Source organism: Alcaligenes aquatilis (assembly GCF_003076515.1).
Classification (GTDB): Bacteria; Pseudomonadota; Gammaproteobacteria; order Burkholderiales; family Burkholderiaceae_B; genus Alcaligenes; species Alcaligenes aquatilis.
This window is the reverse complement of record NZ_CP022390.1, coordinates 2,418,846-2,434,635: the sequence shown is the minus strand read 5'-3', so window position 1 is coordinate 2,434,635 and position 15,790 is coordinate 2,418,846. Positions and strand designations below refer to the sequence as shown.

Below are 15,790 nucleotides of genomic sequence, written 5' to 3'. Positions count from 1 at the left end.
TGTAGTTAGGCTTCTGGATTGCTGCATCGCGCTCATTCATGGCCATTTTTCCCTGTAAGCTACAGGGCGCAGCCTGATGCTACCGGCTGCTGCCTATCGTTTTTCTGCGTATTTTCTCTATGACACTATCTCCCTTATTGCATCGTGTTGCCTTGATCGGGGCGGGCGAAGTTGCGCGTTTTTATAGCGCAGCCTTGAAGGCTGCCGGTGTGCAGGTGCCGTTTATCCTGGTGCGCCGGGAAAGTGCTGCCGCTCGTGAACTGGCTCAGCAGTTAGGGGCGCAGCTATGTTTGCAGACGAATGCACACTGGCAGGGCCTGGATGGGGTGTTGTCCGCCGTGACGGGTACACAGGCAGACGTGGTGGCCAAGACTGTCATGCCGTATCTGTCCGCAGGGACGCTGTATATGGATTTGTGTACAGCCGAGCCTCAGGCTATGGAAAGCATGGATGTCTTAGCGCGACAGCATGGAGTCGAGCTGGCTGACCTGGCGATTATGGGTTCTGTGCCCTCTACAGGCGCTCAGACGGCGTTGTTGGCCGCCGGGCAAGGGGCTGGTAGGGCTGCGGCGTTTTGGCAGGCTCAGGGGGCTCCTGTGCGTATTTTGTCGGGGCAGGCCGGGGATGCGATGCGCTTGAAGTTGTTGCGCAGCCTGATGACTAAGGGCTTGGAAGCCTTGGGGATTGAAACTCTGATGCTGGCCGAGCAAATGGGGCTGCGGGACGAACTGTATGAGGTGCTGGAGGATTTGAACCAGCGGGGCTTGCAGGACTTCATGGAATCCTGCTTGCGCAGCCATCTGGTTCATGGTGTGCGCCGCCGTGACGAAGTTCTGCAAGTACGCCGCCAACTGGATCTGGCAGGCATTGCACCCAGAGTGACCAATGGCGTGCTGGATTTCTTTGAACATACGGCACAGACTGAGTCGTTACAACGAAGTCAGGTTGTGGAGACGAAGGAGAGTCTGGAGGTCTTTTTGGAAGAGGCCCGATCGTCGTCCCCCCGTTCTTAGTTGCTTGGAAGGTCAGTTTGGCGCTTGCGTCAGGTGCTTGGCGTCTGAGTTTGAGGCCACTTGTGGGATTGGCTATCAAGATTTTCCCCTGAGAAGGATAAAGAGCTTGTGCTTAATGAGATGAAGCAAGCATACTGAAAGCCAACGAGCCAACGAGCCAACGAGCCAACGAGCCAACGAGCCAACGAGCCAACGAGCCAACGAGCCAACGAGCCAACGAGCCAACGCCGCGATACTTGGGTGTTCCGGCGTCCCGGTGTTCGGATTTCCGAGTTTCCTGGTGTTAAAAGATTAAAAGACGTGATCGAAGGCCTTTGAGGCAGATAAAAAAACCGGCCAGAAGCCGGTTTTTCTAATCATGCCTGCTGGCCACCTACAGCAAAAACACCGTCGCCAGTCCCAGGAACAGCAAAAACCCCAGCGAGTCTGTTGCAAAGGTCAGCAGTACCGAGGAACCTACGGCCGGGTCATTGCCAAAGCGGTCGCGCAGGATCGGGATTAGCACACCCAGTGCGGCCCCAATCAGCATATTGCCGATCATGGCGGCCATCATCACCGCAGCAATGGCAATGGAGCCGGAGATAAACCAGGCAAAGAAAGCGGTTACTGCACTGCCACAGACCCCGACCAGAAAGGTCACCAGCAGCTCGCGCTTGATCAGTGGGATGACGTTGGAACCGGTGACACGGCCAGTGGCAATGGCACGAATAATCATGGTCATGGTCTGGTTGCCGGAGTTGCCGCCAATACCGGCCACAATCGACATCAGGAACGCCAGGATCACAATGTGGCTGACGGTGTCCTCAAAGCGCGAGGCAATGAAAGAGGCCGTGGCCGCCGTACAGAGGTTGATCAGTAGCCAGGGGGCCCGGTTGCGGATAGCGGTGCGGATGGGGGCGAAAATGTCATCCTCTTGCAGACCGGCGCGAGACAGAGCCTGCTCTTCCGAGTCCTCTTGCAGCACGTCCACCACCTCGTCAATGGTGACTCGGCCAATCAGGCGGCCAATATCGTCCACCACCGGGGCGGACACCAAGTCATAGCGCTCAAATGCCCCGGCGGCATCCGAGTCCGAGTCCAATGGATTCAGAGTCAGGTAGTCGGTGGACATGGCCGAGGACACCAGAGTTTCGGGTTCGCTGACCAGCAGACGTGTCAGCGACAGGGTGCCCTGCAGTTTATCGGCACGGTCTACCACGAAGATCTGGTCAGTGTGGTCTGGCAGTTCCTGCAGGCGACGCAGGTAACGCAAGACCACTTCCAGGGTCACGTCCTCGCGCACGCGCACCATGTCAAAGTCCATGATGGCACCCACCGTATCTTCGGGGTAGCCCATGGCTTCGATCAGTTGCGCACGTTCTTCGTCCGTCAGGCCGCGCTGCACGGCGGCCACCACATCGGGCGGCAGGTCGGGCACCAGATCGGCGATTTCGTCGGCATCCATATTGCCGGCGGCGGCGATCAGGTCTGCCGCATCCATGGAGCGAATCAGCGACTCACGGGCCCAGTCCGCCACTTCCAGCAGCACGTCAGCATCGTGCTCGGCATCCACCAGTTGCCAAATGGCCTGGCGTTCCAGCTCGGGCAAGGACTCCAGAATGAAAGCAATGTCGGCCGGATGCAGATCGTTCAGGATGGCCTTGATCTCGCTTTCATGCTGGCGATGGATCAGGCCTTCAAGCAGGTTGGAACGGTCGTCGTCCTCGAACTGGCGTTGAGCCAGTGACTCGACCACCTCTTGGCGTTTGAGGATGTTTTTCAGGCGGTAAAGTGCCTGCTGCGCGTCCTCGGGCTCCAGGCGGCGTGGCTTGGGAGTGTCACTGGGCGAAGTAGGGTGTACCAGGTTTTCCTGCATAGGCCTGCCTGTCACAAATGCTTAGAGAGGGGGCAGCGGGCGGCTGCGGCGCTCGTCATCGGTGGCCACATACGTCAGCGTGGCTTCCGTTACTTTGACTGTTTCCAGTTGCAGGCGTTTGCGTTCTGCATACACTTCCACCGACACCGTAATGGAGGTGCGGCCAGTTTTGATGATTTCTGTGTAGAAGCTGAGCAAGTCACCCACAAACACGGGCTGTTTGAAGGTGAAGGCATTGACGGAAATCGTGGCAACCCGGCCTTGGGCACGTCGTGTTGCAGGAATTGCTCCGGCAATGTCCACCTGGGACATGATCCAGCCACCGAATACATCGCCGTGAATATTGGCGTCGGTGGGCATGGGCATGACGCGCAGGGTGGGGGCTCCGTCCGGGAGCGAAGAGATGTTGCTTGAAGTAGTCACAAATACTCCCGTATAGGAGGAAAGGGTGGTGGGACCGATGCCCGTAGCGCGCGGGCGCACGCCGTCAACAATAGAACTTGCCATTGTAACGGCAAGCTTTAACCCCGCTATGAAACATTTGTTAAAGCATCAATGATGTTGTGCCAGCCAGTCCAGGGCCAGCTTGGCCCAGTAGCTGGCACCAATGGGGATCAGGGCGTCGTTGAAATCGTAGCTGCCGTTGTGCAGCATGCACGGACCCATGCCGTGACCAGGGCTGCGATGATCGCCATCGCCATTGCCTAACCAGACATAGCAGCCTGGGACTTCCTGCAACATGAAGGAGAAGTCTTCGGCACCCATGGAAGGGCGGATGTCCTGACGCAGCTTGTCGGGGCCGGCCAGTTCCCGGATGACTTGCGCGCAAAAGGCTGCTTGTTCGGGATCATTGATGGTGGGAGGGTAGCGGCGGTCAAAGTCGAATTCGGCCTTGCAGCCTTGGGCCGCACAGCTTTGTTCGCACAGTTCGCGCATACGGGTCTCGACCAGATCCAGGGCTTCGGTGGAAAAGGTGCGTACCGTGCCGCGCATGACGGCCTCGTTGGGAATGACGTTGTCGGCAGAGCCTGCGTGAATTTGGGTAATGCTCAACACGACAGGCTCTAGCGGATCCACATTGCGGCTGACGATGGTTTGCAGGCTTTGCGCCAGTTGCACCGCTGCCATGATAGGGTCCACGCCCAGATGGGGCATGCCACCATGGGCTCCTTTGCCTTCAATGCGAATTTCAAAGGTATTGCTGGAGGCCATCATGGCGCCAGGTAAAACGCCGAAGGTGCCGGCAGGCATACCGGGCCAGTTGTGCAGGCCAAATACCGCTTGCATGGGGAAAAGCGAGAACAGGCCGTCCTTGATCATCTCGCGTGCGCCACCAAAGCCCTCTTCGGCAGGCTGAAAAATCAGATAAATAGTGCCAGCAAAATCGCGGTGTTCGGACAGGTAGCGAGCTGCGCCCAGCAGCATGGCGGTATGTCCATCGTGTCCACAGGCGTGCATCTTGCCGTCGTGGCGGCTTTTGTGTTCAAACTCGTTCAGCTCCTGCATGGGCAGGGCGTCCATATCGGCACGCAGCCCCACCGATGGGCCCTGGCCGCCGGTGCCCTTCAAGATACCAACAACACCTGTGCCACCCAGTCCGCGATGCACCGGAATGTCCCATTTCTCCAGCCAGGACGCGACCTGATCGGCCGTCCGGGTTTCCTCGAAAGCCAGTTCGGGGTAGGTGTGGAGATCACGCCGGATGGCCGCAATTTCATGGGACCAGGCGGAAATGGGATCAAACAGCTTCATGATGCGGGCTTGTCCTTGGGCTTGAACAATAAAGTAGAGTAGAGTTAACCATAAATAAACACGTATTAGGTGACAAGCCCTTGGATACTCAGCAAAAACCTTGGCTCGAGCATTATCCGGCCTCCGTGCCCCATGACATTCAGCTAGGCGCCGAGCAGACCTTGATCGATTGTCTGGATGCCGCCATGAAAAAGCATAAGGACAGGACTGCGCTGACCTTTATGGGGCATGACATTTCCTACGAGCATCTGGACCGCAGCGCAGATGCGTTTGCCGCCTGGTTGCAAGCCCAGGGCCTGGAGCGTGGCAGCCGTGTCATGCTGATGTTGCCCAATGGGCTGCCTTTCCTTATTTGCTTGCTGGGCACGATGCGAGCGGGCATGGTGGGCGTCAATACCAACCCCCAATACACCGAACGTGAGCTTGAGTTTCAACTGGCCGATAGTCAGGCCCAGGTTATTGTGATTCTGGAGAATTTTGCGCATGTGCTCCAGCAGGTTCCGGCGAATGTGAAGCCCGCCCATGTGGTGGTGAGCACCGTGGGCGACCTGATGGGACTTAAGGGCAGTGTGGTGAATTTTGCCGTGCGTTATTTGAAACGTATGGTGCCGTCTTATTCTTTGCCCGGTTCGCAGCGTCTGGAAGCAGTGCTGGAGCGGGGCAGCAAATTGAGCCTGAGCCGTCAGCCCGCCAAACCGGATGATTTGGCGCTGCTGCAATACACGGGTGGTACAACGGGCCGCCCTAAAGGCGCCATGCTGAGCCAACGCAATCTGATGGCCAACGTTTTACAGGTGGAGGCCGTGGGCTTTCCCGCTTTGGGTGACTTCAAGGGCCCTGCCTACACCATGATGGTGGCCTTGCCGCTGTATCACATCTTCGCGCTGACCATTTGTGGCTTGTTCGCCATGTATGCGGGTATGCACATGGTGCTGGTGATGAATCCACGTGATCTGAATTCGGTATACAAGGCCTGGAAACGCAATCCGCCCGAAGTCGTCCCCGCCGTCAATACCTTGTTCAATGCGCTGGCGAATCACGAAAAATTCCGTACTTTGCCGTTTGCACAACTCAAGCTGTGCCTGGCCGGTGGTGCCGCTTTGCAAAAGGCCGTGGCCGAGCGCTGGCTGGCCGTGACAGGCTGCCCCTTGATAGAAGGCTACGGCCTGTCGGAAACTTCGCCTGTGGTGGCGGTCAATGCGACGGACTCGCGCGAGTACAGCGGTACGATTGGCTTTCCCTTGCCGTCTACCGATGTGCTCTTGCTCGATGAGCAAGGCCAGCCAGTGGCGATGGGTGAGCAGGGCGAGCTGGCCGTCAAAGGGCCCCAGGTAATGTCGGCTTACTGGAATCAGCCCGAGGAAACCGCCAATGTCTTTACGCCTAATGGTTTCCTGAAAACGGGTGATATTGGTGTCATGGATCAGCAGGGACGAATTCGCCTGGTGGATCGCAAGAAAGACATGATTCTGGTGTCGGGCTTTAACGTTTATCCGAACGAAATTGAGGACGTGGTTGCGGCTCATCCCGATGTGCTGGAAGTGGCGGCGGTCGGAGTGCCCAGCGAGCATAGCGGTGAAAGCATCAAGCTGTTTGTGGTCAAACGTAATTCATCACTGACTGAAGCCGATATCAAGCAATGGTGCAAAGAGCGCCTGACGGCGTACAAGCGTCCCCGTATCATTGAGTTCCGTGATGAACTGCCCAAGAGCAATGTGGGCAAGATCTTGCGCCGTGTCCTGCGGGACGAGCAAGCCAAGCCTGAAGCGCAGGCTTGATTTGGCGGCTTGGAGCAGGGGGCGATTATTCAGCAAATCGTCAAACCTGGCCTGCAACCTGATCTGCATGAAAAAAGCGAGCCGTTTTAAATGGCTCGCTTTTATTGGGTGATGAAGATCGGAGCAGGAAGTGTGGCAACCGGCCCCGAATAAGGCGTTAAGGTTTGGGTTTGGTCGGACGCTGTGTCAGCGACGGGCGCACCATGCCCAGCAATTCATCGGCAATGTGGGCATTGCCTGCGTAGACGTGGCCACTGACGGGCCAGGGCTCTTCCTGATACAGGTCCTGGCACACGCCCTTGGCTTCACGCACCAGCAAAGTACCCGCAGCAACGTCCCAGGGGGCCAAGCCCATTTCCCAGTATCCGTCGTAACGGCCGCAAGCGACCCAGGCCAGATCCAGCGCGGCGGCACCCATGCGACGTACCCCACGGCTGCCGGTAATGGCGACGTTCAGGCTGGGCATGTACTGGTCGGAAAAAGAAAAGTCGCGAAATGGAAAGCCGGTGGCCAATACCGAATCCGCCAGTTTTTTCGATGAGGATGTTTGAATACGGCTGCCATTTAACCAGGCGCCCACCCCGTACATGGCTGTAAACAGCTCTTCGCGATTGGGGTCGTAGACCACGGCAATGACTGGGGTGTCCTGGGCTAGAACGCCGTTGTCCATTTGGGTGCCAGCAGGCGCAATCAGGGCGACCGAAACGGCATAGTGCGGGATGCCGTGCAAGAAATTGGTGGTGCCATCGAGCGGGTCGATATACCAGGTGGGGCGGCCTGTATTCACACCGCCGCTTTCTTCGGCCACGATATCAATGTCTGGAGTGCGTTCCATCAACACACTGATGCAGGCCTGTTCGGCTTCGTGATCGGCTTGTGACACCAGATCGTTGTGCATTTTGTTGCTGATCACCAGAGAGCTACGGTCCGACGCATAGGCTTGTAAAATAGCGGCGGCGGCATGGGCTGCAGTAACAGCAGCGTCCAGGCAGGCGCTGAGCGGTAAACGTGACAATGGCATGGCAATCCGGTTTTAAAAAGAAGAGTCTGAAAGAAAGACCTTTGATTGTACGTGTTTGTTGGTGTCAGTTTGATTAAGGCCAGTTTAAGGGGTTAGAGCGTGTGTGAGTGTTGTGATGGGCAGGAAAATTAATGGCTGCCTTTGCGTTTGAGCCTTTGGTCCCGGCCGATTTGGAATTCAATGAGCACGACGTGCCTGTCAGTGCTCTGTATCAGGATAGCTATCACCCGGCAGATGGCCCCTTGGGCCAAGCCCGGCGGGTTTTTCTGCAAGGCAATGGGTTGCCCGAGCGTTGGCGGGGGCGATCTCAATTCACGATTTGTGAAACCGGCTTTGGACTGGGAGCCAGCTTTCTGGCGACCTGGCAGGCTTGGCGTCAGGATCCGCAACGCAGCCAGAGGCTGCATTTCGTCTCGGTAGAGGCTCATCCCTTTCGCCAGGCCGATTTGGCGACTCTGTATGCTCGCTTGCCCGAGCAGTTGCAGGCTCAAGCCCAGGAGTTGCTGGCAGCCTGGCCCATACTGGTGCCGGGTATACACAGGCTGGAGCTGGATGAGGGGCGGGTCACGCTGACCCTGGCCTTTGGGCAAGCTGAAACCATGATGCGCGAGCTGCAATGCCATGCCGACGCGTTTTACCTGGATGGTTTTGCTCCCCGTGGCAATCCTGCCATGTGGTCGCGTTCGGTTCTGGGGCAACTGGTGCGTCTGGCTGCGCCAGGGGCGACAGCGGCTTCCTGGTGCTGTGCAGGGCAGGTGCGACGTGATCTGGCCTCGGTAGGGTTTGAAGTGGAAAAAGTCCCCGGTGCCGGGGGCAAGTGGTGCACTATTCGCGCTCGCTTGCGTCCCCATCTGGGACGACGCGGCAGCTTGCCGCCGCAACAGGGGCGGGTGGTGGTGATCGGTGCTGGTTTGGCGGGGGCGGCGTGTGCCTGGGAGCTGGCGCGTAAAGGTGTGCCTGTTCTGGTTTGTGATCCGGCCTTGAGCCGGGGCCTGGATGCCACGCATCAAGGTCACCGTCTGGCTGCCATCTCTCCGGTATTCGCTCTGGATGATGCTCCCTTGGCCCGGTTGAGCCGCAATGCTGTGCTGCATGCCTGGCAAGGCTGGAAAGGCTTGCCAGAGGCGGCACGCCCGCGCCGAGTCGGGACGCTGGTATTTGGTCAGGCGGGCAATAGCGATGCGGATATTCAGCAGGCGTTGGCGCGTTTGGCTTTGGATCAGGACTGGGTGCAATGGCTGGATCGCGAGCAGGGCTCGGCCTTGGCCGGAGTGCCTTTGCAAGGCGGTGGCCTGTATTTCCCGCAAGGCATGGTGGTGGATCCCAGTGCACTGGTCGCCTGTCTGCTGGATCACCCTTTGATTCAATGCCTTCCAGAGCATGTGTTCTTGCAAACCGGCCAGGAGCCGAATGTGTGGGATGTCTGCAATCAGCGGGGACAATGCCTGGAAAGCAGCAATCGTGTCGTGATAGCGGCAGCGGCCCAAAGCCTGAGCCTGTTGCCAGACGAGCTGCTGGCGGCGCATCCCATGCCTCGCTTGGCAGCCATGCAGCGTCTGGCCGGGCAGGTGACGTATTTATCTGTTGAGCAGGCGTTGACGCAAGGTGGAGTGACTTTAAGTGGCCAGGGCTATATCCTGCCTGTTGACCCGCAGGGGCAAGTCATCGGTAGCACCTACGAGCGTTTTGGTGAATCTGCCCAGGTCAGCCACCAGGGACATCAGCAAAATATCGAAAAAGTTTCTGCCATGCTGGCCAATCCTGCTGTGAGGGGGGAGATACCCGAACAGGGTTGGGCCGGTTGGCGTTGTGCCTTAAGTGACCATTTGCCCGTGATGGGTTTTGTGCCGGGCCAGCCCGGTTTGTTTATGGCTGCGGCTTACGGCTCACGTGGTTTGAGCTGGAGCCTGCTGGCAGCCAGTTTGTTTGCCGCTTATTGTCTGGAGGAACCTATTCCTTTGGAGCGGCGTTTGGAGCAAGCTTTAATACCTCGCTAAGGCCCGTTTTTCGAATTATTTCGGCGAAATTTGAAGCAACATTTTCCTTTGTAGCGCAAATACGTCAAAATAGTGGCCTTGTTAAGTAATCTTGAGCGTGACCCTGCGATCAGCATCGTGCCGTTCGCTCCACTCTGACGACGTGACACAATTGTTTAATCATCTGAGTTTGTTGACGACGAAACCGGCCTTGGCCGATTTCGCTTTTGTCGAAACCGATTTTGCGCTGCGCATCGAAGCTCATGCGCCGGGTGTTTTTCGTTTCCGCTGTATGCCGCTTGCCCGGCTCGATAACGAAAAGCTCAGTACCCGTGCCAAAGCTTTGGGCGATATGCTGCTGGCCCGCCATGAGGCGGTCAGCGAATTTCAACTGGAAACAGCCGATTCCGGCTGGCGGATTGAGCAGGGCGAAGTCGCCTTGCATATTCAGTCCAATCCCTGGCGCTTCGAGGTCCGGCGCGGCGATCAACTGCTCTTGAGCAGTGCGGCGCAACCGCTGACACTGGTGCAAGAGCCCAGCCGCTGTTGGCAGCTGGATCTGGCCCTGGCCGAGGAAGATGCCTTGTATGGTCTGGGCGAAACCTTGGGCGAGCTGGACCGCCGCGAGGAAATGATCGATACCGATCGTCCGGATGATCGCAGCCTGCCTTTGCTCTGGAGCACGCAAGGCTGGGGGCTGTACATCAATACCTTCGAGCGGGTGGAACACGATCTGGGCCAGCAGGATTTGGATGCGTACCGCGCTCGCGTACACGCTGCCGAACTGGATTTTTTCCTGTTCCTGGGCGATCCCAGCGAAATCATCAACCAGTACTCCGCATTGACGGGCCGTGCGGGTCAACCCGGTGTCACGCCTATGGGCTTGTGGCTGGATGGCGCTCAAGCGCAAGACGTAACGTCCTTGCGTGAGTTGGCCAATCAGTGCCGCGAGCAGGGTATTGCACTGGATGTGGCCGTCTTGCCGCCTCCTGAGCCGTACGATTTCCAGCAGGACAAACCGACGCTGGAGTGGGACGCCGCCCGCATGGCTGATCCCCGCGAGGCGTTCTCTGCCTTGCATAATGATCAGTTGCAACTGGCTGCCTGGACGCGTCCCTGCGTACAGGCGGGCACCAGCTTGTTTGAGGAGTGGGAAGATCGCGGCTGGTTGCTCATCAATGATGATGACGGCTGCGCCTATGTATTCCCGGGCGACACGCTTAGCGGTGGCCGCGATTACGGCTTGCTGGACCTGACTCACAAAGACGTATTTCGCATGTGGACCGAGCGTCAGCGTCAGATGGTCGACGATGGCCTGGGGGCCGTGCTGTGCAATGCCCGCTTTGACATTCCTGATGCCGTTACCAGCCGGGGAGGCGAGTCTGGCGCTTTGTTGCGTGCAATTTATCCTGTGCTGGCACGTCAAGCCTTGTTCGACGCGGTTGCTGGTCACAAGACGCCGCAAGAAGGGGTGGTCGCCAGCCGCGACCTGAGTCCATCTTGTCAGCGCTTTGCCTGGCAATTGGGTCCTCAGGTCGAAAATACCTGGGCGGGTCTGACGGAATCCTTGAAGTCAGCCCTGGCCACCGGCAATAGTGGCGTGCCTATCCAGATTCATGGTTGGGGCAATGCGGCAGCATCGACCAGCGAAATGACGCCAGAGTTGTACCTGCGGTGGCTGGCCATGTCGGTTTTCTCGGCGAATTTCAGCCTGCAAGGTATTCCTGCTTTGCGGCCTGATGCGTTTGACGAAGAAACGCAGGCTCAGGTTGCCCATTGGTTGGAGTGGCGTTTTCGTCTGGTGCCTTATGTATTGGGCATTATTGAGGACGCTGTGCGTACCGGCTTGCCTGTACAGCGCTCTATGGCTCAAAGCTTCCCGGCAGATGCTCAGGCGCGTTTGTGGGACACCCAGTATTTATTGGGCCCTGCCTTGCTGGTGGCTCCTGTCTTGCAGCCGGGGCAGGATGTTGAGGTCTATCTGCCTGAAGGCGATGCCTGGTGGGATCTGAGTACCGGTTGGCGCTACGAGGGTGGCACGACCGTGAAAATGATAGTGGGTTTGGATCGTTTGCCGGTCTTTGGTCGCGAAGGACATATGCTGTGTTTGGGACCGGTGGTCAAGCACACCTCTGAATTTAACTCGGCCCGCTTGCTTGATGAGGTCTGGATGTTTGGCATGCCCGAGCACAGCCCGGTTGTGATGCGCAACAAGATCCGCGTCATGCAGATGCAAGGCTCCAGCTACATCAAAGGTCTGGAGGGATTGAAGATCCTGCCGTCCGAAGGGCTGGAGGTCAAACGCCGTGGTGCCGAGGTTCGTATTTCTCGTGCCCGTTAAGTCTTAGACGAACCTGATTGTCTTTGAATGCCTTCCGGCAGTGGGGTTAGCCCCCGTGTCGGGAGGCATTTTCTATTTTCAGCACAAAACTCTGTTGAATAGAAGTTCAAATTTTGTTTCTGAAACAGAGAAAAGTGTTGAGACTGGGGCGTTGAAAGCCGTTGTTTTCATCTTTTTTGAAGAAAAATGCTTTTTTTCTGATTATTTTGCATTTAATGCTTGACGAGTCCTTGGAATCGGGTCATAATTTCATCTTTCAGTAGGGGGTCGTTAGCTCAGTTGGTAGAGCAGCGGACTTTTAATCCGTTGGTCGCGCGTTCGAGTCGCGCACGACCCACCACTACACTGAAACGTAGAAACAAGGCCGCGCTTAGCGGCCTTTTTCTTTGGGCGCTTGCCTTGCACAGCCAAGGTCACGTCCGCGCATTAGCCGGTCGGAAATCTTGCTATACAGTGCAGCCCTCAGTATGGTTTCAATATTTCCAAGGGTTATATCTATCTGGTCATTGTCAAATTTGCTTTATGGTAAATTTCGCTTACAGCTCAGGCTTTTATAACTCGACTGACTAACTAGGCTGAGTTCATTTTGATTCGTCTTGAACACATCTCAAAAACCTATTCTTTGGCAGGCAGGACCGTTCATGCTTTGAACGACGTTTCCTTGCAGATTCACCAAGGAGAGGTCTTCGGTATTATTGGTCGCTCGGGTGCTGGGAAAAGTACGCTGATCCGCATGCTCAATCTGCTTGAGCAACCCAGTTCAGGCCAGGTCTGGGTACAGGATCAGGACATCACACGTTTTTCGGGCGCGCAGTTGCGCGCTTTCCGACAAGGCGTGGGCATGGTGTTCCAGCATTTTAATTTGCTTCACTCCCGCACGGTTCTGGATAATGTCTGCTTTCCTCTGCGATTGGCAGGGGTAGGTCGTGTTCAACGCCACGCTCGTGCTCTGGAAGTGTTGGAGCTAGTGGGCTTGAAGGATCATGCCAACAAGTATCCCCGTCAGTTATCGGGCGGACAGCAGCAGCGTGTCGGTATTGCGCGTGCCCTGGCTAATCGACCGCAGCTTTTGCTCTGTGACGAAGCCACCTCGGCGCTGGATCCAGAAACTACCCAGTCCATCTTGCGCTTGCTGCGCGAGATCAATCAGGAACTGGGGCTGACGATTGTCTTGATTACCCACGGTATGGATGTCATTCGCTCCGTCTGTGACCGGGTGGCGGTGATTGACGCCGGCCAGATTGTAGAGTGTGGCGAAGTGCTGGATGTGTTTCTGCATCCGCATCATCCCACCACGCAGTCCCTGCTCAGCGAAAGCGGCGTGAACGCTGACGACTGGCATGCATTGGCAGAGGGTGTGCCCGGTAGTGTCATGCGCCTGAGTGTGCGTGGTGTGGCCACGACCGAGCCTTTGATTAGCCGCATTACCAGCCAACTGGGGCTGAATGTGAGCATATTGCAGGGGGCCATTGGTCGCATCAAAACCGAGCCTTACGGCCAACTGGTTGTGGCCGTACAAGGGGATGCGCAGGCTAAGGCAGGGCTGGATGCCTTGCTGACTGAATTGAATGTCCAATTTGAGGTATTGCGGCCATGAACTTTAGCAACTTGGATTGGGCGCTGATTGGTGAGGCCACGATTGATACCTTGTTGATGACAGGTATTTCGCTGGGCTTTACCGCAATTATTGGTTTGCCATTAGGCGTGCTGCTGTTTCTGACCAGCCGCAAGCAGATGTTGGACAATGCCTGGATCTACCAGAGCTTGTCCCTGATCGTGAACATTTTGCGTTCCGTGCCGTTCCTGATTCTCTTGATCGTCATTATTCCCTTGACGCGCATTTTGGCCGGTACGTCTTTGGGAGTGCAGGGCGCGATTCCGCCTTTGGTCTTGAGTGCGGCGCCGTTTTTTGCCCGCTTGGTAGAAAATGTTTTGCGTGAACTGGATCCTGGTGTGAATGAGGCCTGCCGTGCCATGGGAGCCAACTCTCGTCAGACGGTTTTACTGGCTTTATTGCCCGAAGCGACGACCGGCATTGTGGCAGCCCTGATTGTGACTGCGATTGCACTGGTGGGCTATTCAGCCATGTCCGGGGTGATTGGCGGTGGTGGTCTGGGTGACCTGGCCCTGCGCTTTGGTTATCAACGATATCAAACGGATGTCATGGTGGTTACCGTGACTATTCTGGTGGTGCTGGTGCAACTCCTGCAGGTGTTTGGAGACGCCATGGTGGCTCGTTTGAGCCGAAAATAAGTTCTGGCAGCTATCGTGATAGTCTTGCCTTTCTGAAACTGGAGTCGCTCATGTCTTTGAAGAAATTTGTTCCCGTTCTGGCCTTGTCCGTGTCGGCTCTGCTGGCCAGCGTGGCCCAAGCCGCCGAGACCTTGTCGGTTGCTGCTACCCCTGTGCCACACGCCGAGCTGCTGGAGTTTGTCAAGCCTGCTTTGGCCAAGGAAGGCGTGAACCTGGATATCAAGGTGTTCACCGATTACGTGCAGCCCAACCAGCAAGTGGCTGACGGCCATATCGATGCCAACTTCTTCCAGCACAAGCCTTACCTGGATACCTTCAACAAAGAACACAAAACCGATCTGGTGTCGGTGGCCGTGGTTCACGTTGAGCCCTTTGGTGCTTACTCCACCAAGATCAAGAGCCTGGACGAGCTGAAAGAAGGCGCACTGGTGGCAATCCCTAACGATCCGTCCAATGGCGCTCGTGCTTTGCTGTTGCTGCAAAAAGCAGGTGTTCTGACCCTGAAGGATCCTTCCAATATTCTGGCAACCTCGCGTGATGTGGACCAGAACCCCAAGAAGCTGAAGTTCAAGGAACTGGAAGCTGCTACCTTGCCGCGCGTACTGGCTGATGTGGATATCGCTCTGATCAACACCAACTACGCGCTGGAAGCGGGTCTGAACCCCACCAAGGATGCTTTGGCTATTGAAGGTGCAGACTCTCCTTACGCCAATTTGATCGCGGTGGCTGCCAAGTCCAAGGACGACCCACGTGTAGCCAAGCTGATCCAGGCTTTGCATAGCGAAGATGTAAAGAAATTCATTGCAGACAAATACAAGGGGGCCATTGTTCCTGCGTTCTGAATGTGAGTTTTGATACGGCTCATTGTCTGAAAAACCTCGGGATTTCCCGAGGTTTTTCTTTTTTTAAAACTATTAAATACGAAGAGTTGGGCTGCTTCGGGTAGCATAGATCAACGCTGGGCCAGGTCATGAGCCTGTACCAGACTTGGGTAAACATCGAACTGGCTGATTGTGGGTCAGTCCCTACAGAGGAGTAACGGATGTTCAATAAGAAAATGAAAACCCTGATGGCCGGCTTGGCCCTGGCTTTGGCTTTGCCCGCTGGGCAGGCCTTGGCGCAACAAGGCAAAGAGCTGGTGGTCGCAACCGATACGGCGTTTGTGCCTTTTGAGTTCAAGCAGAACGGTAAGTACACAGGCTTTGATATCGACTTGTGGGATGCGGTCGCAAAAAAAGCCAATCTGAATTACCGCTTCCAGCCCATGGATTTCAACGGCATTATTCCAGGTTTGCAAACGCGCAATCTGGATGCCGCGCTGGCCGGGATCACCATCCGTGATGACCGCAAGCAAGTGATTGATTTCTCCGATCCTTACTACGAAAGCGGTCTGGCTATTTTGGTCAACACCGATAACTCCGCCATCAAGACCGCCGCCGACCTGGAAGGCAAGACGGTGGCTGTGAAGATCGGTACGGCCACTGTGGACTTCATGCAGCGTTCGGTGCCGACTGCCAAGCTCAAGCTGTTTCCCAATATCGACAACGCCTTCCTGGAGCTGGCAACAGGCCGTGTGGATGCCGTGGTGCACGATACCCCCAATGTGCAGTATTACGCCCAGACCGGCGGCAAGGACCGTGTGAAGGTCACTGGCGCCGTGAAAAGTGGTGACTTCTACGGTATTGGCTTTCCCAAGAACAGCGAACTGGTTCCGGTTGTGAACCAGGCTCTGAAAGACATTCGTGCTGACGGCACTTACGACAAAATCTACCAAAAATGGTTTGGCAAGCAGCCTGATTAA

12 protein-coding genes and 1 tRNA gene are annotated in these 15,790 nt (G+C 56.4%); 9 read left to right on the top strand and 4 right to left on the bottom strand.

What is annotated here, in order from left to right:
- Positions 1 to 119: 119 nt before the first annotated feature.
- Positions 120 to 1,013 carry an NAD(P)-binding domain-containing protein gene (locus CA948_RS11145; protein WP_108728031.1) on the top strand — a complete coding sequence of 298 codons (894 nt, stop codon included), beginning with the start codon at positions 120 to 122 and terminating at the stop codon, positions 1,011 to 1,013.
- A gap of 373 nt (positions 1,014 to 1,386) precedes the next feature.
- Here CA948_RS11145 and mgtE read toward each other — a convergent pair whose 3' ends face one another.
- From mgtE to CA948_RS11130, 3 genes are all read right to left on the bottom strand, one after another.
- Positions 1,387 to 2,868 carry a magnesium transporter gene (mgtE, locus tag CA948_RS11140; RefSeq protein ID WP_094195762.1) on the bottom strand — a complete coding sequence of 494 codons (1,482 nt, stop codon included), beginning with the start codon at positions 2,866 to 2,868 and terminating at the stop codon, positions 1,387 to 1,389.
- Between the two features lie 21 nt (positions 2,869 to 2,889).
- A complete protein-coding gene (locus CA948_RS11135) occupies positions 2,890 to 3,234 on the bottom strand; it encodes an acyl-CoA thioesterase (protein ID WP_003803527.1) in 345 nt (114 codons plus the stop codon).
- 186 nt (positions 3,235 to 3,420) lie between these two features.
- Positions 3,421 to 4,620 (bottom strand): M20 aminoacylase family protein, encoded by a 1,200-nt coding sequence (locus CA948_RS11130; RefSeq protein ID WP_108728030.1) that lies wholly within the window; start codon positions 4,618 to 4,620, stop codon positions 3,421 to 3,423.
- Between the two features lie 80 nt (positions 4,621 to 4,700).
- On the opposite strand from CA948_RS11130, the gene CA948_RS11125 reads away from it, so the two are divergent.
- A complete protein-coding gene (locus CA948_RS11125; RefSeq protein WP_108728029.1) occupies positions 4,701 to 6,398 on the top strand; it encodes an AMP-binding protein in 1,698 nt (565 codons plus the stop codon).
- Between the two features lie 157 nt (positions 6,399 to 6,555).
- Here the strand turns inward: CA948_RS11125 and CA948_RS11120 are convergent, their stop codons facing one another.
- The gene (locus tag CA948_RS11120; protein WP_108728028.1) at positions 6,556 to 7,419 is read right to left on the bottom strand and encodes an inositol monophosphatase family protein; all 864 of its coding nucleotides are present in this window, start codon (positions 7,417 to 7,419) and stop codon (positions 6,556 to 6,558) included.
- Between the two features lie 131 nt (positions 7,420 to 7,550).
- On the opposite strand from CA948_RS11120, the gene mnmC reads away from it, so the two are divergent.
- The 7 genes from mnmC (at position 7,551) to glnH (ending at position 15,790) form a co-directional block, all read left to right on the top strand.
- Complete coding sequence (mnmC, locus tag CA948_RS11115; protein WP_108728027.1) at positions 7,551 to 9,416, top strand: bifunctional tRNA (5-methylaminomethyl-2-thiouridine)(34)-methyltransferase MnmC2/FAD-dependent 5-carboxymethylaminomethyl-2-thiouridine(34) oxidoreductase MnmC1; 1,866 nt, start codon at positions 7,551 to 7,553, stop codon at positions 9,414 to 9,416.
- 151 nt (positions 9,417 to 9,567) lie between these two features.
- Positions 9,568 to 11,736, top strand: coding sequence for a glycoside hydrolase family 31 protein (locus tag CA948_RS11110; protein ID WP_108728751.1), 2,169 nt, complete (start codon positions 9,568 to 9,570; stop codon positions 11,734 to 11,736).
- 264 nt (positions 11,737 to 12,000) lie between these two features.
- Positions 12,001 to 12,076 (top strand) — tRNA-Lys (locus CA948_RS11105).
- 246 nt (positions 12,077 to 12,322) lie between these two features.
- Positions 12,323 to 13,333 (top strand): methionine ABC transporter ATP-binding protein, encoded by a 1,011-nt coding sequence (locus CA948_RS11100; RefSeq protein ID WP_108728026.1) that lies wholly within the window; start codon positions 12,323 to 12,325, stop codon positions 13,331 to 13,333.
- The gene (locus CA948_RS11095; protein WP_022983463.1) at positions 13,330 to 13,989 is read left to right on the top strand and encodes a methionine ABC transporter permease; all 660 of its coding nucleotides are present in this window, start codon (positions 13,330 to 13,332) and stop codon (positions 13,987 to 13,989) included. The genes CA948_RS11100 and CA948_RS11095 overlap by 4 nt, the downstream gene beginning before the upstream one ends.
- 50 nt (positions 13,990 to 14,039) lie before the next feature.
- Positions 14,040 to 14,831, top strand: a complete 792-nt coding sequence (locus CA948_RS11090) for a MetQ/NlpA family ABC transporter substrate-binding protein (protein ID WP_094195768.1) — start codon at positions 14,040 to 14,042, stop codon at positions 14,829 to 14,831.
- A 227-nt stretch (positions 14,832 to 15,058) separates the two neighbouring features.
- Positions 15,059 to 15,790 (top strand): glutamine ABC transporter substrate-binding protein GlnH, encoded by a 732-nt coding sequence (gene glnH / locus CA948_RS11085; RefSeq protein WP_395013717.1) that lies wholly within the window; start codon positions 15,059 to 15,061, stop codon positions 15,788 to 15,790.

Excerpts from the sequence above, each read along its gene's own strand:
- CA948_RS11145 (WP_108728031.1), top strand. The coding sequence starts at position 120 with ATGACACTATCTCCCTTATTGCATCGTGTTGCCTTGATCGGGGCGGGC.
- mgtE (WP_094195762.1), bottom strand. The coding sequence starts at position 2,868 with ATGCAGGAAAACCTGGTACACCCTACTTCGCCCAGTGACACTCCCAAG.
- CA948_RS11135 (WP_003803527.1), bottom strand. The coding sequence starts at position 3,234 with ATGCCCATGCCCACCGACGCCAATATTCACGGCGATGTATTCGGTGGC.
- CA948_RS11130 (WP_108728030.1), bottom strand. The coding sequence starts at position 4,620 with ATGAAGCTGTTTGATCCCATTTCCGCCTGGTCCCATGAAATTGCGGCC.
- CA948_RS11120 (WP_108728028.1), bottom strand. The coding sequence starts at position 7,419 with ATGCCATTGTCACGTTTACCGCTCAGCGCCTGCCTGGACGCTGCTGTT.
- mnmC (WP_108728027.1), top strand. The coding sequence starts at position 7,551 with ATGGCTGCCTTTGCGTTTGAGCCTTTGGTCCCGGCCGATTTGGAATTC.
- CA948_RS11095 (WP_022983463.1), top strand. The coding sequence starts at position 13,330 with ATGAACTTTAGCAACTTGGATTGGGCGCTGATTGGTGAGGCCACGATT.
- CA948_RS11090 (WP_094195768.1), top strand. The coding sequence starts at position 14,040 with ATGTCTTTGAAGAAATTTGTTCCCGTTCTGGCCTTGTCCGTGTCGGCT.
- glnH (WP_395013717.1), top strand. The coding sequence starts at position 15,059 with ATGGCCGGCTTGGCCCTGGCTTTGGCTTTGCCCGCTGGGCAGGCCTTG.